Origin of the sequence: Kribbella sp. NBC_00382, assembly GCF_036067295.1 — a bacterium.
Taxonomy (GTDB): Bacteria; Actinomycetota; Actinomycetes; order Propionibacteriales; family Kribbellaceae; genus Kribbella.
On the sequence record NZ_CP107954.1, the window covers coordinates 3,358,253 to 3,374,555 of the forward strand.

Genomic DNA, 16,303 nt, shown 5'->3' on the forward strand with positions numbered 1-16,303 from the left:
AACCATCGACGACGCGGACGCACCGGCGTCTCGTTGACGTGGGTTATTTCTCGAGGGGTGGTGAGTCCGAGCCGATCCTCACGGTCTCCTCGGCGACGACCTCGATGATCCGCCCCCTCACTTCGGGGTCGAGATCAGGGGCCAGTTCGTACTTCACCCGAATGGTCCGGGCGACGACCGGTGCTGGCGGAGCGACGGACTTCTTCCGCAGATCGGTGTAGATGGTCCATCCGAGACCGGCAATGCTGACGATCAGAGCACCGATGGATACCGGGTCGATGTACTGGTCGGGCGAAGTGGACCGGCCGTCGGCGGCCAGGGCCTGCTCGACTTCGGTCACGAGTCGCGGACCCAACGCCTGCTCCTGAGCCAGGCGAAGCGCGGCAGCGCGGGCGATGATCTGCTGGTCGTCAGTCATGGGATAGGTCCTGTTCGTTGTCTTCTAGTTCGCGATATTGACCCACGAGGGCGCGGACTTCGCTGGGAAGGGCTTCTTCCAGCAGGTTCATCCACACTTGTTCGAGCAACGGTTCACCGAATTTCGCGCCAAGATGCCCGAACACGTACAGCGTCGTATGCGATGGGGGTTGGCTGAGCTGAAAGGTGATCGCGAGGCTTCGAACAATCCATTCGAGCGCTTCCTCGGCTCGGCCGTACTGCTCTGCGATCAGCGCGAGTTCCCGATAGGCCGTGGCCACGTCCGGCCAATTCTCCAGACGTTCGTTGATGGCAATCGACTTGAACTGCAAGTCAGCGGCTTCTTCCAGCTGTTGATGCTGGCGAGCGATAGACCCGAGATGGGAGAAGATCGACGCCACACTGGCGTGGTCTTGGAGCGCCTCGTAGAGTGGCAGGCTTTTGAGGATCCAGGCTACGGCGTTCTCGTCATCTCCTTGCTGCCATGCGATGACCCCCAGCTGGCGATAGCAGCGGGCCAAACCTGGGCGATCTCTGAGTTCTTCCAGCAGGGTCAGGGCTTGCCGGTTCCAATGATCGGCTTGGCTGAGGTCGTTCTGCAGAACCGCGAGCGCGCCAAGTTGGTGGTAGGCACGAGCCAGCCCGGGGCGATCGCCCAGACCCGCTTTGATCCTCAGCGACTTGAGAAACCAGTCTTCGGCCTGTGGATAGTCCCCCCGAGCCATAAAGACCAGTGCGAGTTCGTGATAGGTGGAAGCCAGCGCCGGCTGATTCTCCGCGGCCTCCTCGATCGTCAGGGCTCGACGGAGCCACCGGTCGGCTTCGTCGAGGTCGTTCTGCACCTGGGCCACGATGCCGAGTTGGTGGCAGCTCATGGCGACGAGCGTGTGGTCTTCCAGTTCCTCGAAGATGGCCAGCGACTTCAGATGCCAGCTCACTGCTTGCTGAAGGTTTCTTCGGTGCAAGGCGATGATCCCGAGCTCGTGGAACGAGCTTGCGAGGGTCCGACGCTGACTGGCCGAGGGTGGCTGACTCTCGGCCATCCGGACGATGGCTTGGTGGATCTGCTCACCCTCAACGATCTTCCCGTCGTCCATCTGACGGCTGGCCTGCGCCGTCACCACGAACAGCCACAGCTGACCGGCAGCTGTTTCGGCGGCCGGTGGGGAGCCGTCCAGCCCTTCGACGGCCAGCCTTGCCCGATCGATCCAGGTGTTGGCCTCAGCGGCCAATCCACGCTTGGTGAGGTAGAGGTCGAACGGTGCGAGGATCGACTGTGCATCCCCCCATCGCTCCGATTCGAGAGCGACGCCGACCATGGCGCCCAGGGTGTGGCGATGGCGATCCATCATCGCCAAGGACGCTGCGGCCCCCGCCGACGAGATCGCGACGTTGAGCAAGTCGGCCAGCTCGCTGACCACTGACAGCATGCATCTCTGAGCCGCTGCGATCTCATGCTCGTATTCGGAGCCGCTGTCATCACGCCATCGACTGGTCAGATACGCAGGCAAGGCCGGATGGATCTGGTACATCCCCGCACCGAGTGAAGTCAGCAGGCCGACGTCGGTTGCCTCATCCAGCGCCGCGGACCATGCGGCCTGAGTTCGCCCCTGGAACCTGGCCGGAGAGGAATCGTAGGCGCTGACGGCGGCGAGAACATCAGCGTCGGCAACGCCGTAGAACAGCGACACTGCAACCAGCAGTTCACGAGTCGCCGGGCTCAAGTGGTCGAAGGAGTACGAGATGCTGGCGGCAAGAGAGGTCGTACGCCCACCACCAACCAACCCGGGGAGCGGAGTCGTGCCCTTCAGGCCGTCCAGCAGTTCACCGGCTGGGGTGGCCGACAGATGGGGCAGGATCAAGCGCATGCTGAGTGGGTGACCGTCGAGCCACTGGAGAAGCTCACCGAAAGTTCGTTGTGCTCTCCGCTGCACGGATACTGCATACGGCGCGAGCAGATTGTCGGCGTACTCGTTGGCCTCGTCCGGGCTCAGACCGCCGACAGCGACTCGCCGGGTCTCCGCGCCGAGCCAATCCTCTCTGCTTCGGCTCGTGATGAGGACGGCACTCTTTCCACCGGAGGCGACCTGCTGCAGAAAGTCGACGATCTCCTGCAGTTCCTGAGCGGACGGGGGAGGTGTCGCATGCGACGGATCCGGCATGCTGCGCACGGACTCGAAGTTGTCCCAGATCAGCAGGAGTCGCTGTTCGGCTGAGAAGTCGAGGACCACCCGGCGTCGTTCTTCGGGCGGAAGCTGCCCGAACTGGGATCCGAAGACCTGTAGACCGATCGCGTCGACGACGCTGGGCAGGCCGAACGACACGCTACCGGGTTCGAAAGAGTGCCAGACCACCCACTCCGGCTGCTCGACGCCACCGGTGGCCTGCCACCAGCGGCCGAAAGCTTTGGCCAGCTCGGTTTTGCCCGTCCCCGCGGGACCGTTGAGGACGACCACCCGCTGAAGACGAAGAGCAACCTCCAGGTCGTAGAACAGGCCGTCCCTGCCGATGAAGTCGTCGGTGGGAGCGAGGGGATCGGATCGGTCCACGGATACGGTTCGGCGAAGCCGGTCAAGTACTTGGTCCATTGACTCGGCGGGGGTGTGAGTCGGTACCAGCTGGGGGAACACCACCGGCGCGCGCTCGTAGTGCACCGGGACCAGCCAGTCGGACAACGGCATCGGCCCGCGCGGGCTCGGACGCTCCGAGGTTCTGGCCAGCTGGGACCGTCCCGCTGACATCGCGGAACTGACGGTGTCCCCCGCGAACAGACGCTCGTAGAACGCGGTCATGAACTCGGCCGCCGCGATCGCGTACACGCTGTAGGCCATCGCGACGACGGACGCACAGCCGTACTGCAGTAGCTGACCCGCGACGTTGGCCTCGAGCTCCTTGCCGACCGCGCCGGACTGGCAAGCGTTCAGAACGACCAGCGGCACCTGCGCTTCGGCCAGTACCGAGGCGACCGTAGCGGCAGGGACCGGATCGGAGCCGCCGTTCGGCTTCTCGAATATGAGGACTCCGGTATCGCCTCTGGAGTCGAGCGTCAGCGGAACCCCAAGGTCCGGCCGGCGCTTGTTGAGAGCGCCGTGTCCATCGAAGTGGACAATCTGAAACGGGATGCCGTCAGCTTGTGCCTCGGTCAGCCGCAGCTTGAGCGCCTCCAGGGTCGGGGGCCGCAGTACCACCAGCTCGACGTCGCCACGGATCGCCGGCGCCCGGCGGACCATCCGCCGGGCGATCATCTGGTAACCGACATCTGCTGCCCCGGCCGGCCGGGATATGACCATCAGAACGCGGAGACGCTGACCGGAAACGCGGAAGACCTCGCCTGGCCCCGCCGCGGGGATACTCCGGCTGATCGCTACGCCGTCCAGCACCAGCGGCGCCGTTCGATCGGGGTCGTGCATGAGTTCCCATGGTTGCCCGAGTAACTCGGGGGAGCGGGACCGGAACACGATTTCGAGTGGAGTGCCCCGGCTCCGCAAGCGAATGTAGGCGTCGCGGGCCGCACCGGAGCCGAAGACCGCCGCAAAAATATCCTGGCCCCAAGACCGCAACCGATCGGCGATCCGCGGGCCGGCGTCCTCGTAGACACCGAACGGCGTCCGGAGGTAGTCCTCCAGGTACCAGCGAATCTCTTCCAGCGCAGGCTCGTCCACTGGCCAGACCAGCCGCTGACCTGCCCCACCCGCCGGCTCGGGCAGCTCCCCGCCGATCCAGGTGTAAACCCGAACGAGACCATCCGCTTCCAGCTCGACCAGCAAACGATCCACAGACTCCCCCGCCGCACCGCTCCGAACCGAACTCCAAGGATGCCAACGATTCCCATCCAGAGCCAGTCACCACCCGCCACACAGCAGCTCGGCCGGCCTTGTCAGCGGCATGGGGGTCGCGCGCGGGGGCGTGCGTCGTACGAGTACCCGACGTGCGGTCGAAGCCGAACGCATCGTCGCGTTCGGCGTGGCCTGCCGGCATCAAGACTTAGCGAGCCGGCCGTACCCGCAGCCGATGGGTGCTCTAACGGAGAATGTGCTTCGTCGTTCTGACGGCCTCGGCGGTCCCATCTGGGTAAACCGCGAAGATTGCGACCACCACCGAGGTGTATCCACCACGGACACTGTCAACGGAGGTGATCGACCCTTCGGTGTACGCGCCATCGCAGACGGTCGGGGTCTTCGCTCCGGCGTACTCCCTGGTCCCCACGAAGGGGATGATTGCGCCGTACCGGCAGCCGCTTCCGGGTGACGTGCTGATCCGGCCGTAAGCCGAGACCGTTTGGTTGGAGAACGAGACGCTGCCCTTGTACCAGGTGGCGCCGTAGTCCGTGTAGAAGTCTTTCCCAGCCGTCGTGGCCGCCTGCGCCGGCGCTGTGATGCCGATGGTTCCAAGCGCCGCAACAAGACCGATGCCGGCAGTGACAACTCGTCGCATATGTGCTCCTCGAGAGTGTTCGTTGAGTCGCAAGGAGTGTGCCTTAGTTGCATCCGGCAATGAAAGCTTTCTGCAACTTGTGGCAATGTGACGAATCAGTCGCCGAGGAGCGCGAGTCCAACAGCCGGGGGTACGCGAAGCAGATCCCCGACGCCACGCTGCCGAACGTCGGCTCCCACAGCTCAACTCGCAGAGCGTCGGCTGAATCCCAAGGCGCGATTGTTGCGTAGTCATGCCGCTTCGTCCACGGGTGGTGGGCGCCATCCGGCTCAGGCACGGAGACGCCGACGTCGCGCGAAGCCCACCAGGTCGAGCCTGGCTTGTCGGCCGGCCAGCCGCGGGTTTGCTCTCACGGCGGCGGGACGAGCGACGGAGGAGCGAGGTAGCCGGGGGGGTGGGGAGCACGGCGACGGAGGAGCCGCGCGTGGGCAGCCGTCGTACGGGTGGTAGGCCCCGTCGGACTCGAACCGACAACCCGCGGATTAAAAGTCCGCTGCTCTGCCAATTGAGCTAGGGGCCCGGGTGTGTGGGGACAGTCTGTCAGGTGTTGGGGGTGGATCGCGAATGGGTAGACCAGCGGGTCGACTGGTTTCGGAGGGTAGTTAAAACATTACGAACGGTTGAACCGGATGGGGTGGTGGGTCGTTCTGGGGGTGAGGGCATCCCCCGGTGCCGACCTGTGGTGGGGGATGCGTGGACCCGTCCGTTCACCGTGAGGAGCAAGTGATGAGTGTGCTGGAGCGCTGGCAGGACCAGGTACTGGCCGTTTTCCGGATCGTTGTGGGGTTCTTGTTCGCGACGCATGGGATCGCGTCGATGTTCGGCGTGCTGGGGACCAAGCAGGTGGAGGCGTTCGTCTGGCCGGGGTGGTGGGCGTCGGCGATCCAGGTTGTCGCGGGGGCGCTCGTGATGGTGGGGTTGGGGACCCGGTACGCCGCTTTGCTGTGCTCTGGTTCGATGGCCTACGCGTACTTCACCGTGCATCAGCCTGGTGGGCTGTTCCCGGTGGAGAACGGTGGCGAGAAGCCGGCGTTGTTCGCGTTCGCGTTCCTGCTGATCGCGTTCTTCGGGTCTGGTGTCTGGGCGCTGGAGAAGTTGCCGGTGTTCAAGCAGCAGGAGGCGCGGCAGCTGGCAGCTGCGACTGAGTGACCCCGGGTAGGCCGGACGATGAGCCGCACGACGACTGGACGGGAGTGCCGATGGCCGACGACCGCGCGGCGCTGCTGCGGGAGCTGCACGACGTGCATGCGCCCTCGTTGTGGCGGTTCGTCGTCCGGCTGACCGGGGACGACCGGTTCGCCGAGGATGTCGTTCAGGAGACCCTGCTGCGGGCGTGGCGGCGCCCGCAGATCCTGACCGAGGACGAGGCGGGGGCCCGGGCCTGGCTGTTCACGGTGGCGCGCAACCTCGTCATCGACGACCGGCGCAGTGCCCGGGTCACCCGGGAGGTGGCCAGTGACGACCTGCCGGAGAGACCCAGCGCCGACCACGCGAACGCAGTACTGGACGCATGGCTGGTGTCTGACTCGCTGGCCCAGTTGTCGGACGACCACCGGCAGGTGATCGTGCGCGCGTACTACGGCCGGCGCACGGTCACCGACATCGCCAAGGAGCTCGACATACCGGCCGGCACGGTGAAGTCGCGGCTGCACTACGGGCTGCGGGCGCTGAAGCTGGCGCTGCAGGAGAGGGGGGTGACGAAGGAATGAGCGACCCGTACCGGGAGTGGGATGCGGCGTACCTGCTCGGGGCGTTGTCGGCGAAGGACCGGCGGGCCTACGAGGGACACCTGGCCGACTGCCAGGAGTGTTCGGAGGCGATAAAGGAGCTGGCCGGCGTACCGGGGACTCTGGCGGTACTGCCGGACGACCGGGCGCTGGCCACCCTCACCGCCCCTCCGCCCAACCTGCTGCCGGGCCTGGTGCGCAGTGTGCAACGGGACCGGCGGCGCAAGCGGTACCGGCTCGCTGCGGTGGTGGCTGCTACAGCCGCCACCGCGGCGGTCGCCGGCGTGGTGTTCCAGGGGACGCTCGGCAGAGATGAGCCCAGCAGCGACACTGTGGTCCTGGCGCAGACAGTGGCGAGCAAGCTCACCGCCGACGCGAGGCTGGTGGACGAGCCGTGGGGGACCACTATCGAGATCAGCTGCCGCTACGAGGAGCTGGCCACGCCCAGTGAGCGGGCTCGCGGCTACGAGCTGTACGTCACCGACGACAGCGGCAAGGCGACACTGCTGGCGAGCTGGACGGCAGCCCCCGGTACGACGGTGAAGCCGGCCACCACGACCAAGCTGCACCGCGCCCAGATCAAGGGGCTCGACATCCGCGGCGCCGAGTCGGGCCGAGTGCTGCTGGCCGTCTCTTTCTGAAACTGGTTGCCTCCAGCCACCCAGTAGTTGATTGACCACGGTTCGAAAGGGCACCTGTCACTTAGGAGCGACCGGTCGCTCGAGAGATGGGTCATTCCAGGCCCCGGCGTTCAGAGACGTGCGCCGGGGCTGCCCTTTGCACAACACCCCCGGTACGCCGGTACGCGGCGGGGTATGGTTCCTTCCGGTTGGGAAGTCAGCCCGGCGGCGCAGCATGCCGCCCGTGGCGAAGGTACCGACCCCCGAGGACGACTCCCGGTGAGAACATCCCTGCCGTATTCGGTAGTCCCCGAGTGAGCGACGAGCTGGCCCAGGAGCTGGCTCGGATGGCGCAAGACCTGTATGAGCAGCCTGACGTCGAGCACACCGCCAAGCGGTTCCTCGACTACGTGACGGCCGCGATCGGCGTCAGTCACGCGAGCGTAGTACTGGTTCATCGAGCCGGCCGGCTGGAGACTGCCGCCGCCACCGAGGACACCGACCGGCTGCAGCAGTTCGCCGGCGTCCTCACCATCAGCCTTCGTACGCCGACCAGCACCGTCGGCGCCCTCAATCTGTACGACGAGGCGCCGAACCGGTTCACGGATCAGGACGCGCTCCGAGCCCAGCTGTACGCCGACCACGCCGCCCTCGCGATCGCCCGGGCGCGCTCCGAGGCGAGCCTGTGGCAGGCGATCGAGGCGCGCAGACTGATCGGCCAGGCGCAGGGAATCCTGATGGAACGCTTCGAGCTGACCGGCGACCAGGCGTTCGCAGTACTGCGTCGCTACTCCCAGGACTCCAACGTCAAACTCCGCGACGTGGCCCGGAAACTGATCGCCACCAGGAATCTTGGCGAAAACCTGTAACACCAGACCCGTGACGAGCGATACACCGTGTGTAACGCCACTGAGGATCCTGCCCCAGGTTAACCGCCCGAAGGCCTGGGGCGGGGTTCTCGTCGCTCGAGGCGCCCCGACGTCGTTACACACGAAAGCCCCCGGATGCTCCCGGGGGCCTTCCTGTGTTACTCCTCCTCCAAAAGCTTCAGCAAGTTACTGTGCGGACGCTCGCTCAGTCGGTCGGTCCGACTCCGGTAGCGCGATCCGGTCCGCCGGCAGGCGATCCGTGTGCTCGATACCGTCGTCGCCCTCGTACTGCACCACGCCGATCCATCCCGTGTCCTCGTGCTCGCGGCCGATCAGCCAGCCGCGCCGCCACTGGCCGTCCACCTGGACGATCACGTGGCTGGGCAACGAGAGACGGGACACCAGCTCGGTGTCGGGCTCGAACTCAGTCATGCCCGAAGGCTAGGCGGTTCCGCCGACAATTGCCCACTGAGGCGTGTTCTCTGTCACAGGACTCATGATCTGGCGAGCAGTTCTCGCACCACACTGTCACCAAGACCGAAGGTCTCGACCGAACCGGTGACTTTGAGTGCGCGGCCGCCGGAGATGCGCGTCACCCAGCCTTCCCGCAACGCATGTGCGCACATGGCGGCCCCAACAGCGCCGGCCAGATGAGGTCGACGCTCGGTCACATCAAGACATGACCGTACTGCGGGACGCCCATGCCGCCGCTCGACCACGATGCCGAGTTCTGCGAGCCAGTCGGTGCCCTCAGGCGTGAGCGCGACGCCTTCCGACCAGTCGAGCAGGCCACGCTCCGTCATCGCGTCCGTGAGCGCGACGCCGAGCCGGCCGGCGAAATGGTCGTAACACATCCGGGCGCGGGCGAAGGAGTCCCGCTTCGAGGCCCCGGCGAGACTCGTTGCCGTGGCCGGGCGCCGGGGAGCCAACGCCGCAAGGCCTTCCAGCAACTCAGCCGTCTCCGGACCGGCGAGTTTCACGTACCGATGCCGTCCCTGTCGTACTTCGCTGAGCAGGCCGCCGTCGACCAGCACGTTGAGGTGTTCGCTGATCGTCGGCCGCGAAACCCCTGCCAGCTTGGCGAGCTCGGTCGCTGTCCACGCCCGCTGGTCGAGCAGCGCGAGGCACACCGTGGCCCTGGTGGAGTCGGCGAGCATCTTCGCCCAAGCCGCAAGCTCCTGGCCCTCCGTCGACGTGTTCACCCCACCATCCTGCCTCGCCGACGCTTCGGCGCCCACCTAACCGAGTCGCTCCTAGCCTCGCCACCATGACGCATCTGACGATCGAACCGTCCATCCTGTACGTCGGTACGCCGGTCGAATTGATCAGTACGGCCAACGGCGACGGCACCGTCAACCTCGCCCCGATGTCGTCGGCCTGGGCACTTGGCGATGTCGTTGTCCTCGGCATCGGTACGGACGGCCAGACCGCGCACAACCTGCTGGAACGCCCAGAGATGGTGATCAACTTCCCGTCGCCGGAGCTCTGGACGGCGGTCGAGAGCATCGCGGGGATGACCGGCCGGTACCCGGTACCGGAGGAGAAGCGTGATCGGTTCCGGTATGAGCCGGCCAAGTTCGAGGCGGCCGGGCTGACGCCGGTACCGTCCGAGCTGGTCGGTCCACCGCGGGTCGCCGAATGCCCGTTGCAGTTCGAGGCCGTTGCCGACGACATCCGATTGGATGCTAGCGGCAACTTCTTCATCGTCGAGGCGCGAGTGGTACGCGTCCACGCCGACCCGCGCATCGTCGTACCGGGAACCTCGTACGTCGACCCGCGGCGGTGGTCGCCGTTGATCTACAACTTCCGCCACTACTTCGGACTGGGCGAGCAACTCGGCGAGAGCTTCCGCACCGAGACCCCCACTGCAGCAACGTGCAACAGCGTCTCCGGGGTGGGGTGACTGGTGCATGCTTAGCCGGTGAATGGGGTTCGGCGGGGATGGGTCTTGGGACTTGCGGTCACGGTCGTGGCTGGTGGGGTCACCGGTGGGGTGCTTTGGCGGGGGCACGAGAAGGTCGCTCCGGTGGCGAGTAGGCCTACGGCGGTACAGGTTGACGCGGGTACGCAGCGTGCTGCTGTCGACGCGATTCTGAAGCGGCGGGCTTCCGCTGTACTGCGGAAGAATCGGGCACAGTTCCTGGCTGATGTCGATCCGAAGAACGCGAAATTGGTGGCAGCGCAGAAGGTGCTGTTCGGGAATCTGGTGCAGTTCGGGTTCACGAAGTTGAGCTACCTGCGGGGTGAGCCGCAGGTTGAGCAGTGGGTGATCGACGAGTACGGGCCGACGACGTACCTGGTGAGCGCGGCGATGACGTACCAGATCGGTGGGATCGACGATCAGGTGGCGAAGACTGCTGTGGGGTACACGTTCGCGGAGCGTGGCGGACGGTACGTCCTGGTCAACGACACCGATCTGGAGGCCGGCCTGCCTAACGGGTCGCATCAGGAGGCCTGGGATCTTGGACCGGTGCTGGTACGCCGGGGGACGCGGGCGCTGGTGGTTGTCGAGCCGGGCAACGCGAAGCTGGCCGCGTCGATCCTCAGCCAAGCGGAGGTTGCGGTGAAGGCGGTGAACAAGACGTGGTCGGCCAGCTGGCGAGGTGGTGGTCTGGTGATCGCACTGACGCTGAACCACGAGCAGGTGCGCGGTGCCGACTTCAGCAATCCGCAAGTTGAGTCGCTGGCGCTGGCGACGCACGTGTACCGGACCTTGCCGAGTGCAGCAGACAAGTTGGGTAAGTACGGCGGCTCGTACGTCGTGGTGAATCCGACGGCTCGGTACGAGCTCAGCACCCGGATATTGGCGCACGAGTTCACGCACGTCGCCTGCGCGGAGTACGGGCCCTTCGCGCCGCACTGGCTCATCGAGGGCGCGGCCAGATACGTCGACTGGCAGACGATCGCCGGTCCACGCGACCTCGACAAGCATCGCTTGGTGGTCCGCTCCGACTACCTGGCCAAGGTGAATACCCTGCCGTCCGACGAGACCTTCTTCAGGACGCCGGAAAGCTCATACGAGATCGGATGGTTGACGGTCGATTACCTTGTCCGCAAGTACGGTGAGGGGAAGGTCATCAAGCTCTACCAGGAGCTGGCTCTTCGGGGGGCCGATCAGAATCAGCGTGATCGGATCATGGCCGCACAGTTGGGGCGGACGGAGCAGCAGTTGTTCGCCGATCTCAAACGTAGTTAGGACAGATCTTGAGTCAGCTCAGTCATCTGAACCCCGAAGGTGTTGCGCCGGGGAACGGGTACAGCCATGTGGTCAGCGGGCCCGGGCGGTGGGTCGCGATTTCTGGGCAGGTCGCGTTTGATGCCGAGGGCAACCTTGTTGGGGAGGGGGATGCGGGGGCGCAGGCTCGGCAGGTGTTTGCCAATCTCGAGCGTTGCCTGGACGCGGCCGGTGCGACGTTTGCGGATGTGGTGAAGTTGAACTTCTTCGTCACGGATGTGGCGTATCTGCCGGCTATCCGGGTTGCGCGGGATGCTCACATCGACACGGACAAACCGCCGGCCAGTACTGCGGTGCAGGTTGTTGCGTTGTTCCGGCCAGATGTGTTGATCGAGGTCGAGGCGTACGCGGTCGTCGCTGAGTAGTTAGCGCAGTTGGTCGATGGCCAGGCGGGCGGCTTCGCCGATGGCTGCGTCGACGCGGGGGAGGCGGTTGTCGCCTCTTGCTGCGTGGGTGAAGACGGCGATGGCGTAGGCGTCGCCTGCGGGCATCACGATCACTCCTACCTCGTGGCGTAGGGCGCCGAACGTTCCCGTCTTGCCGGCGACGCGCACTCCGTCGTACGGGAAGCCGGAGGCTAGGCGTTGCGTGAAGACCTGTTGCTGCAGGAGGGTCTGGGCGAATGCCGTCTGCTCGTCGGACAGCAGCCGTCCGGACCACAGGTCGGCCAGGAGCGTCGTCATGTCCCTGGCGGAGCTCGCGGCCATCCCGGCGGCGTCGTACACGCCCACTGGGTCCGTCTGGTCGTTGTCAGCCAGTACTGCGAACGCCGCGTCGACGTCACTCGCCCCGGTCCGTCGTCGCAGCTCACGGAGGTTGCCGGCGGCGCCGCGGCGTACCTGGGTGTGCTGTAGGCCGAACGACTGCAGTAGCTCGGCCAGGCGATCCACACCAACCTGGTTGAGCAAGGCGTCGGCGGCGGCGTTGTCGGAGACGGCCATCATCATGACGGCCAGGTCGCGCAGGGACATCGTCACGGGGTCGCGGAGGATCGACAGGCCGGTGGCGCCGGGGATGCGGTCGCCCGGCTGCAGGGTTAGCTGCTCGCGCGGGTCTAGCTCGCCACTGTCCACCAGGTGGCAGAAGGCAACCAGCAGCGGAAGCTTGTAGACCGAGGCAATCGGTACTACGACGTCCGGGTCCAGATCGACAGTCTGCTCCGGGTGCTCGAGCGAGACAGCATGCAACCAACCGCGAGCGCCCGCATCCTCGAAGGTCGCCCGAATCCTGCCCGTCATTGCTGGAGCTCCGCTGGTGGCCGGGAGGGCGCGGTGGCCAGGGCTTGGGTTAGGTGGGGTAGGGCTTCGGGCGGGAGGGCGTTCGGGGTGCCGGGGTGGGGGTGGACGAGGCGGAGGCGGATGGGGAGGGGGTCGTCGACTAGGCGGTGTCTGCCGACGCCTGCTGCTTGGAGGGAGTCGTCTGGGGTGATGACGATCGCTTGTCCGGCTGCGGCCATGGCTAGGGCTGCTCTGTCGTCGGTGACGACTACTGTGCCGCCGCTGGGTCTGTGGAGGCCGAGGGTGTCGAGGAAGAGGTCCCTGGCGGCAGGGGCTTCTGCACGCGGCCGTACTGCGATTGGCAGTCCGTCGAGCTGGCGGAGCGGCAGTGGCTGTCCGTCGTCGGGGTGGAGCGAGGTCGGTACTAGCGCCCAGGTTCTGAGGAGCGTCACTGGCCCTGCCTGGAGGCCATCGAGCACAGCCGGGTGCAGTACTACGGCCAGCCCGAGCCGGCCGGACGATACCTGGTTGACCAGAGCGCTGGTGGGCGCGGAGATAGCGGTCACCCGACTCCCACGTACGGCCTCACCACAGGCGGCAGCAACCGCCGCGCCCACAGCCGCAGGTACCTCAGGAGCCAGCCCGAGTCGAATCTCCGGCCCCTCAGGGTCCTGAGCGACCGCCGCGTGGTGGAACTCGTCGATCGCTCCCAGCGCTCGCCGCGCATACGGCAGCAGAGCTGCTCCTGCTGCTGTGAGTTCAACCCGCCCGAGGCCGCGCTCGAACAGCTTGGCCCCGACCATCGCCTCCAACCGCCGAAGCCCCTGCGACAGCGGCGGCTGGGTGATCCCGACCACCCGCGCCGCATCCCCGAAGTGCTGCTCCTCGGCGAGCGCCACAAAGATCTGCAGATACCGCTCAGTCAGCATGACCCACCTGACCTGCGCTGATATCTCCAGCAACTCGCTTCATATGTAAGAGCATATTCGACATCCCGCTCAGCCCTCGCCTTGACTGGCAGTCCGGTTCGAGTGAGGGAGACGGCGTGACTTTGAGTCGCAGAGGTGTGCTGACAGGGACGGCGGCGGCCGCGGTGGGTGCCGCAAGCGTGGTCGGTTGGCGGAGTACCACCGGCGTTGAAGCGGCAGTAAGTACAACCAGCGTTGTAGCGGGGCGCGAGCCTGTGACGCTCACGTGGTGGGGGAATCACGCTTGGGAGATCAGGTGTGGGAAGTACGTGGTGCTGACTGACCCCTGGTTGACCAGGTTCAAGACTGGGACCTACAGCGCTGAGGGGGCTGATCCCGGGACTCGGGTGGTCAGTCGGCCGGACGTGGTTGATCGGTACGTGAGTGGGGCCGATGCGGTGCTGGTGCATCACGGGCACTACGACCACATCCCCGATGTGCCATATGTTGCACGCAAAACCGGGGCGACGGTGTTGGGGAACGAGTCGCATCTCAATCTGCTGCGGGCGATGCAGGCGCCGGCCGACCAGCTGTCGCAGGTGAGCGGTGGGGAGTACCTGCCGTTCGAAGGGTTCACCATCGAGGTGTTCCGGTCGGTGCATTCGTGTGGTGGGAAGCGGCATCAGTTCGCGTTCCCGGGGACGCGGCCGGGGGCGGTACCGGCGCGGCCGCGGACGATCGCTGACCTGGTGGAGGGTGGCACGCTCGCCTACGTGATCACGATCGGCGGGTTGCGGATCCTCAGCCTCAGTACTGCGGGCTTCGATGCCAATGAATTAAGGGATCTGCAGGTCGATGTCGTGCTCGCGGCGCCCGGCGGCGAGCCCGGCGTGACCGATCGGTTGCTGCAGACGATCAAGCCGGTGAAGACGGTGATCGCCACCCACTGGGACGACTTCGATCAGCCACTGGACAAGTCGGCGGTCGACTGGGGCGGCCTGGCCAAACTCCGCACCTCGGCCGAGGCCGCCGGCTCGACATTCGTCACCGTCGATCACCTGAAGTCGATCACGCTCTGAGCACTCGACCACCGAGCCCGAGCGGCCGGAGCTCGACGTGGGCGGGTCTACCTGCCGATGGTGTCCAGTTCGGTGATCGCGTCGTCGGGGAGGACCAGCGCGGCGGCGGCGAAGTTCTCGCGGAGGTGTGCGACCGAGGACGTACCGGGGATCAGTACCAGCGTTGGCGAGCGCTGGAGGAGCCAGGCCAGGGCGACCTGCTGGGCGGTGGCGCCGACGCGGGCGGCGACCTTCGTCAGCGTCTCCGACTCCAGCGGGCTGAACCCACCGAGCGGGAAGAACGACGCATACGCGATCCCCTCGGCCGCGCACCGGTCGACGAGTGCGTCGTCGCCGCGCTTGGCCAGGTTGTAGAGGTTCTGCACCGTGACGACCGGTGCGATCGCCTGCGCCTCCGTGAGCTGCGCGTCCGAGACACCACTCAACCCGAGGTGCTTGATCAGCCCCTCCTGCTGCAACTCGGCCAGCGCCGTGAACGCCGCGGCGATCGACGCGTCGCTGACCTCCTCGTGCCCCGGCGCGCGGAGGTTGACGACGTCGAGCGTGTCGAGCCCGAGGTGCTCGAGGTTGTCCCGGACCTGGGCCTTGAGGTCCTCGGGCTCCTGCGCCGGGTTCCAGCTGCCATCGGAGCCGCGCCGGGCTCCTACCTTGGTGACGATGTGCAGGTCGGCGGCATACGGGTGCAGTGCCTCCCTGATCAGCTCATTGGTCACCACTGGTCCGTAGAAGTCGCTCGTGTCGATGTGCGTGATGCCCAGCTCGACCGCAGTACGCAGTACGGCGATCGCCTCGTCGTGGTCCTTCGGCGGACCGAACACACCGGGCCCGGCCAGCTGCATGGCGCCGTAGCCCATCCGGCTGATGGTGAGATCGTCCGCAAGCGTGAGAGCCCCGCCGGGAAGGTTTGTAGTCATACTCCGACTCTCGCTCGCCTCAAGCAGCTATGGGGATGCCCCCGCTGTCCTGGGACTCACGGGGCTAGGAAAGCGCAGTACCAGCCGCAGCCGGCGCCAGGCGGTACCCGGTGTGGGCGGAGAACTCAGCAGCCAGAGCAAACCGGTCACCCCGTACTACGGTGTGCCGCCACTCGATCTTGCGGCCCTGGGCGTGCCCTAGCCGGTTGATCGAGAAGGCGGCCGCGTCGGCCGGGCAGTGCAGCAGTGCTCGCTCAGCCGGCGTCGGGTTGACCGCCCGGATGTCCTCCCGGCCATGGTCGAGCCGTAGCCCGGTGCGCTCGGCCAACTCGTTGTATAGGCTCGTATGGCCGAAGTCGGCGTCCAGTAGCCCCGAGGCGAGCGACGCGGGCAACCACACGCGGTCCAGCGCCAGCGGCTCGTCCCCTGCGAACCGCACCCGCTCCAGGTAGACCAGCGGGATCGACGCCTCCAGATCCAGCCTGCTGGCGATCACTCCGTCGGCCCGGACATCCAGAGCCCGTACGACGCTGTGCTGCGGCAGCCCAGACGCCTCGACCGACGAGAAGAGGCTGTAGAGCGCACCCATCGGCTGCCGGATCTCCGGTGAGGTGGCGACTCGGGGCTGGCGCCCACGCTCGGCGACGATCAGCCCGTCGGCCCGGAGCTTGCCGAGCGCCTGGCGGACGGTGTGGCGGCTCACCTGGTACTCCTCCACCAGCGCGAGCTCGCCGGGGAACAGGTCGTCGAACTCGCCGGCCCGCAGACGGCGTACCAGCTCCTGCTGCAGCTGCTTCCACAGCGACTGTCCACCGCTGCGATCCAGCTTGCGCTCGCTCATCCGGACCTCTCCGTCGACGCCGTCTTGCCAAATGTACGGTCA

General features: G+C 66.3%; 17 protein-coding genes and 1 tRNA gene. 8 read left to right on the forward strand and 10 right to left on the reverse strand.

Annotated elements, in window-relative coordinates; genetic code table 11:
- Positions 1-43: 43 nt before the first annotated feature.
- The 4 genes from OHA70_RS16340 to OHA70_RS16355 form a co-directional block, all read right to left on the reverse strand.
- Positions 44-418 (reverse strand): hypothetical protein, encoded by a 375-nt coding sequence (locus OHA70_RS16340; RefSeq protein WP_328333359.1) that lies wholly within the window; start codon positions 416-418, stop codon positions 44-46.
- The gene (locus OHA70_RS16345; protein WP_328335140.1) at positions 411-3,827 is read right to left on the reverse strand and encodes a CHAT domain-containing tetratricopeptide repeat protein; all 3,417 of its coding nucleotides are present in this window, start codon (positions 3,825-3,827) and stop codon (positions 411-413) included. Before OHA70_RS16345 ends, OHA70_RS16340 begins: the two co-directional genes overlap by 8 nt.
- A gap of 610 nt (positions 3,828-4,437) precedes the next feature.
- A complete protein-coding gene (locus OHA70_RS16350; RefSeq protein WP_328333361.1) occupies positions 4,438-4,851 on the reverse strand; it encodes a hypothetical protein in 414 nt (137 codons plus the stop codon).
- 444 nt (positions 4,852-5,295) lie between these two features.
- Positions 5,296-5,371: transfer RNA gene (locus tag OHA70_RS16355), tRNA-Lys, on the reverse strand.
- Between the two features lie 206 nt (positions 5,372-5,577).
- Between OHA70_RS16355 and OHA70_RS16360 the strand changes: the two genes are divergently transcribed.
- From OHA70_RS16360 to OHA70_RS16375, 4 genes are all read left to right on the forward strand, one after another.
- Complete coding sequence (locus OHA70_RS16360) at positions 5,578-6,000, forward strand: DoxX family protein (protein ID WP_328333363.1); 423 nt, start codon at positions 5,578-5,580, stop codon at positions 5,998-6,000.
- A gap of 50 nt (positions 6,001-6,050) precedes the next feature.
- Positions 6,051-6,560 (forward strand): sigma-70 family RNA polymerase sigma factor, encoded by a 510-nt coding sequence (locus tag OHA70_RS16365; RefSeq protein WP_164600137.1) that lies wholly within the window; start codon positions 6,051-6,053, stop codon positions 6,558-6,560.
- On the forward strand, positions 6,557-7,219 hold the full coding sequence (locus OHA70_RS16370) for a zf-HC2 domain-containing protein (RefSeq protein ID WP_328333369.1): 663 nt from the start codon (positions 6,557-6,559) through the stop codon (positions 7,217-7,219). The genes OHA70_RS16365 and OHA70_RS16370 overlap by 4 nt, the downstream gene beginning before the upstream one ends.
- A gap of 293 nt (positions 7,220-7,512) precedes the next feature.
- Positions 7,513-8,067, forward strand: a complete 555-nt coding sequence (locus OHA70_RS16375; protein ID WP_328333371.1) for an ANTAR domain-containing protein — start codon at positions 7,513-7,515, stop codon at positions 8,065-8,067.
- Between the two features lie 186 nt (positions 8,068-8,253).
- On the opposite strand, the gene OHA70_RS16380 is transcribed toward OHA70_RS16375, so the two are convergent.
- Both OHA70_RS16380 and OHA70_RS16385 read right to left on the reverse strand, forming a co-directional pair.
- Complete coding sequence (locus OHA70_RS16380) at positions 8,254-8,499, reverse strand: hypothetical protein (protein ID WP_328333373.1); 246 nt, start codon at positions 8,497-8,499, stop codon at positions 8,254-8,256.
- Positions 8,500-8,561: 62 nt separating this feature from the next.
- Positions 8,562-9,269, reverse strand: coding sequence for a helix-turn-helix domain-containing protein (locus OHA70_RS16385; protein WP_328333375.1), 708 nt, complete (start codon positions 9,267-9,269; stop codon positions 8,562-8,564).
- 65 nt (positions 9,270-9,334) lie between these two features.
- Between OHA70_RS16385 and OHA70_RS16390 the strand changes: the two genes are divergently transcribed.
- The 3 genes from OHA70_RS16390 to OHA70_RS16400 all read left to right on the forward strand — a co-directional run bounded on the left by OHA70_RS16390 (position 9,335) and on the right by OHA70_RS16400 (position 11,667).
- Complete coding sequence (locus OHA70_RS16390; RefSeq protein WP_328333377.1) at positions 9,335-9,970, forward strand: flavin reductase family protein; 636 nt, start codon at positions 9,335-9,337, stop codon at positions 9,968-9,970.
- A 123-nt stretch (positions 9,971-10,093) separates the two neighbouring features.
- Entirely contained in the window at positions 10,094-11,263 is a 1,170-nt protein-coding gene (locus OHA70_RS16395) for a hypothetical protein (RefSeq protein WP_328333379.1), read from the forward strand.
- An 8-nt stretch (positions 11,264-11,271) separates the two neighbouring features.
- On the forward strand, positions 11,272-11,667 hold the full coding sequence (locus OHA70_RS16400) for a RidA family protein (protein ID WP_328333381.1): 396 nt from the start codon (positions 11,272-11,274) through the stop codon (positions 11,665-11,667).
- Here OHA70_RS16400 and OHA70_RS16405 read toward each other — a convergent pair whose 3' ends face one another.
- Both OHA70_RS16405 and OHA70_RS16410 read right to left on the reverse strand, forming a co-directional pair.
- A complete protein-coding gene (locus OHA70_RS16405; RefSeq protein ID WP_328333383.1) occupies positions 11,668-12,540 on the reverse strand; it encodes a serine hydrolase in 873 nt (290 codons plus the stop codon). It lies immediately after the preceding gene.
- On the reverse strand, positions 12,537-13,448 hold the full coding sequence (locus tag OHA70_RS16410; protein ID WP_328333385.1) for a LysR family transcriptional regulator: 912 nt from the start codon (positions 13,446-13,448) through the stop codon (positions 12,537-12,539). Before OHA70_RS16410 ends, OHA70_RS16405 begins: the two co-directional genes overlap by 4 nt.
- Positions 13,449-13,702: 254 nt before the next feature.
- On the opposite strand from OHA70_RS16410, the gene OHA70_RS16415 reads away from it, so the two are divergent.
- Entirely contained in the window at positions 13,703-14,506 is an 804-nt protein-coding gene (locus tag OHA70_RS16415; protein WP_328333387.1) for an MBL fold metallo-hydrolase, read from the forward strand.
- A 47-nt stretch (positions 14,507-14,553) separates the two neighbouring features.
- Here OHA70_RS16415 and OHA70_RS16420 read toward each other — a convergent pair whose 3' ends face one another.
- Complete coding sequence (locus tag OHA70_RS16420) at positions 14,554-15,420, reverse strand: oxidoreductase (protein WP_328333389.1); 867 nt, start codon at positions 15,418-15,420, stop codon at positions 14,554-14,556.
- A gap of 64 nt (positions 15,421-15,484) precedes the next feature.
- Positions 15,485-16,261, reverse strand: coding sequence for a GntR family transcriptional regulator (locus OHA70_RS16425; protein ID WP_328333391.1), 777 nt, complete (start codon positions 16,259-16,261; stop codon positions 15,485-15,487).
- Positions 16,262-16,303 lie beyond the last annotated feature (42 nt).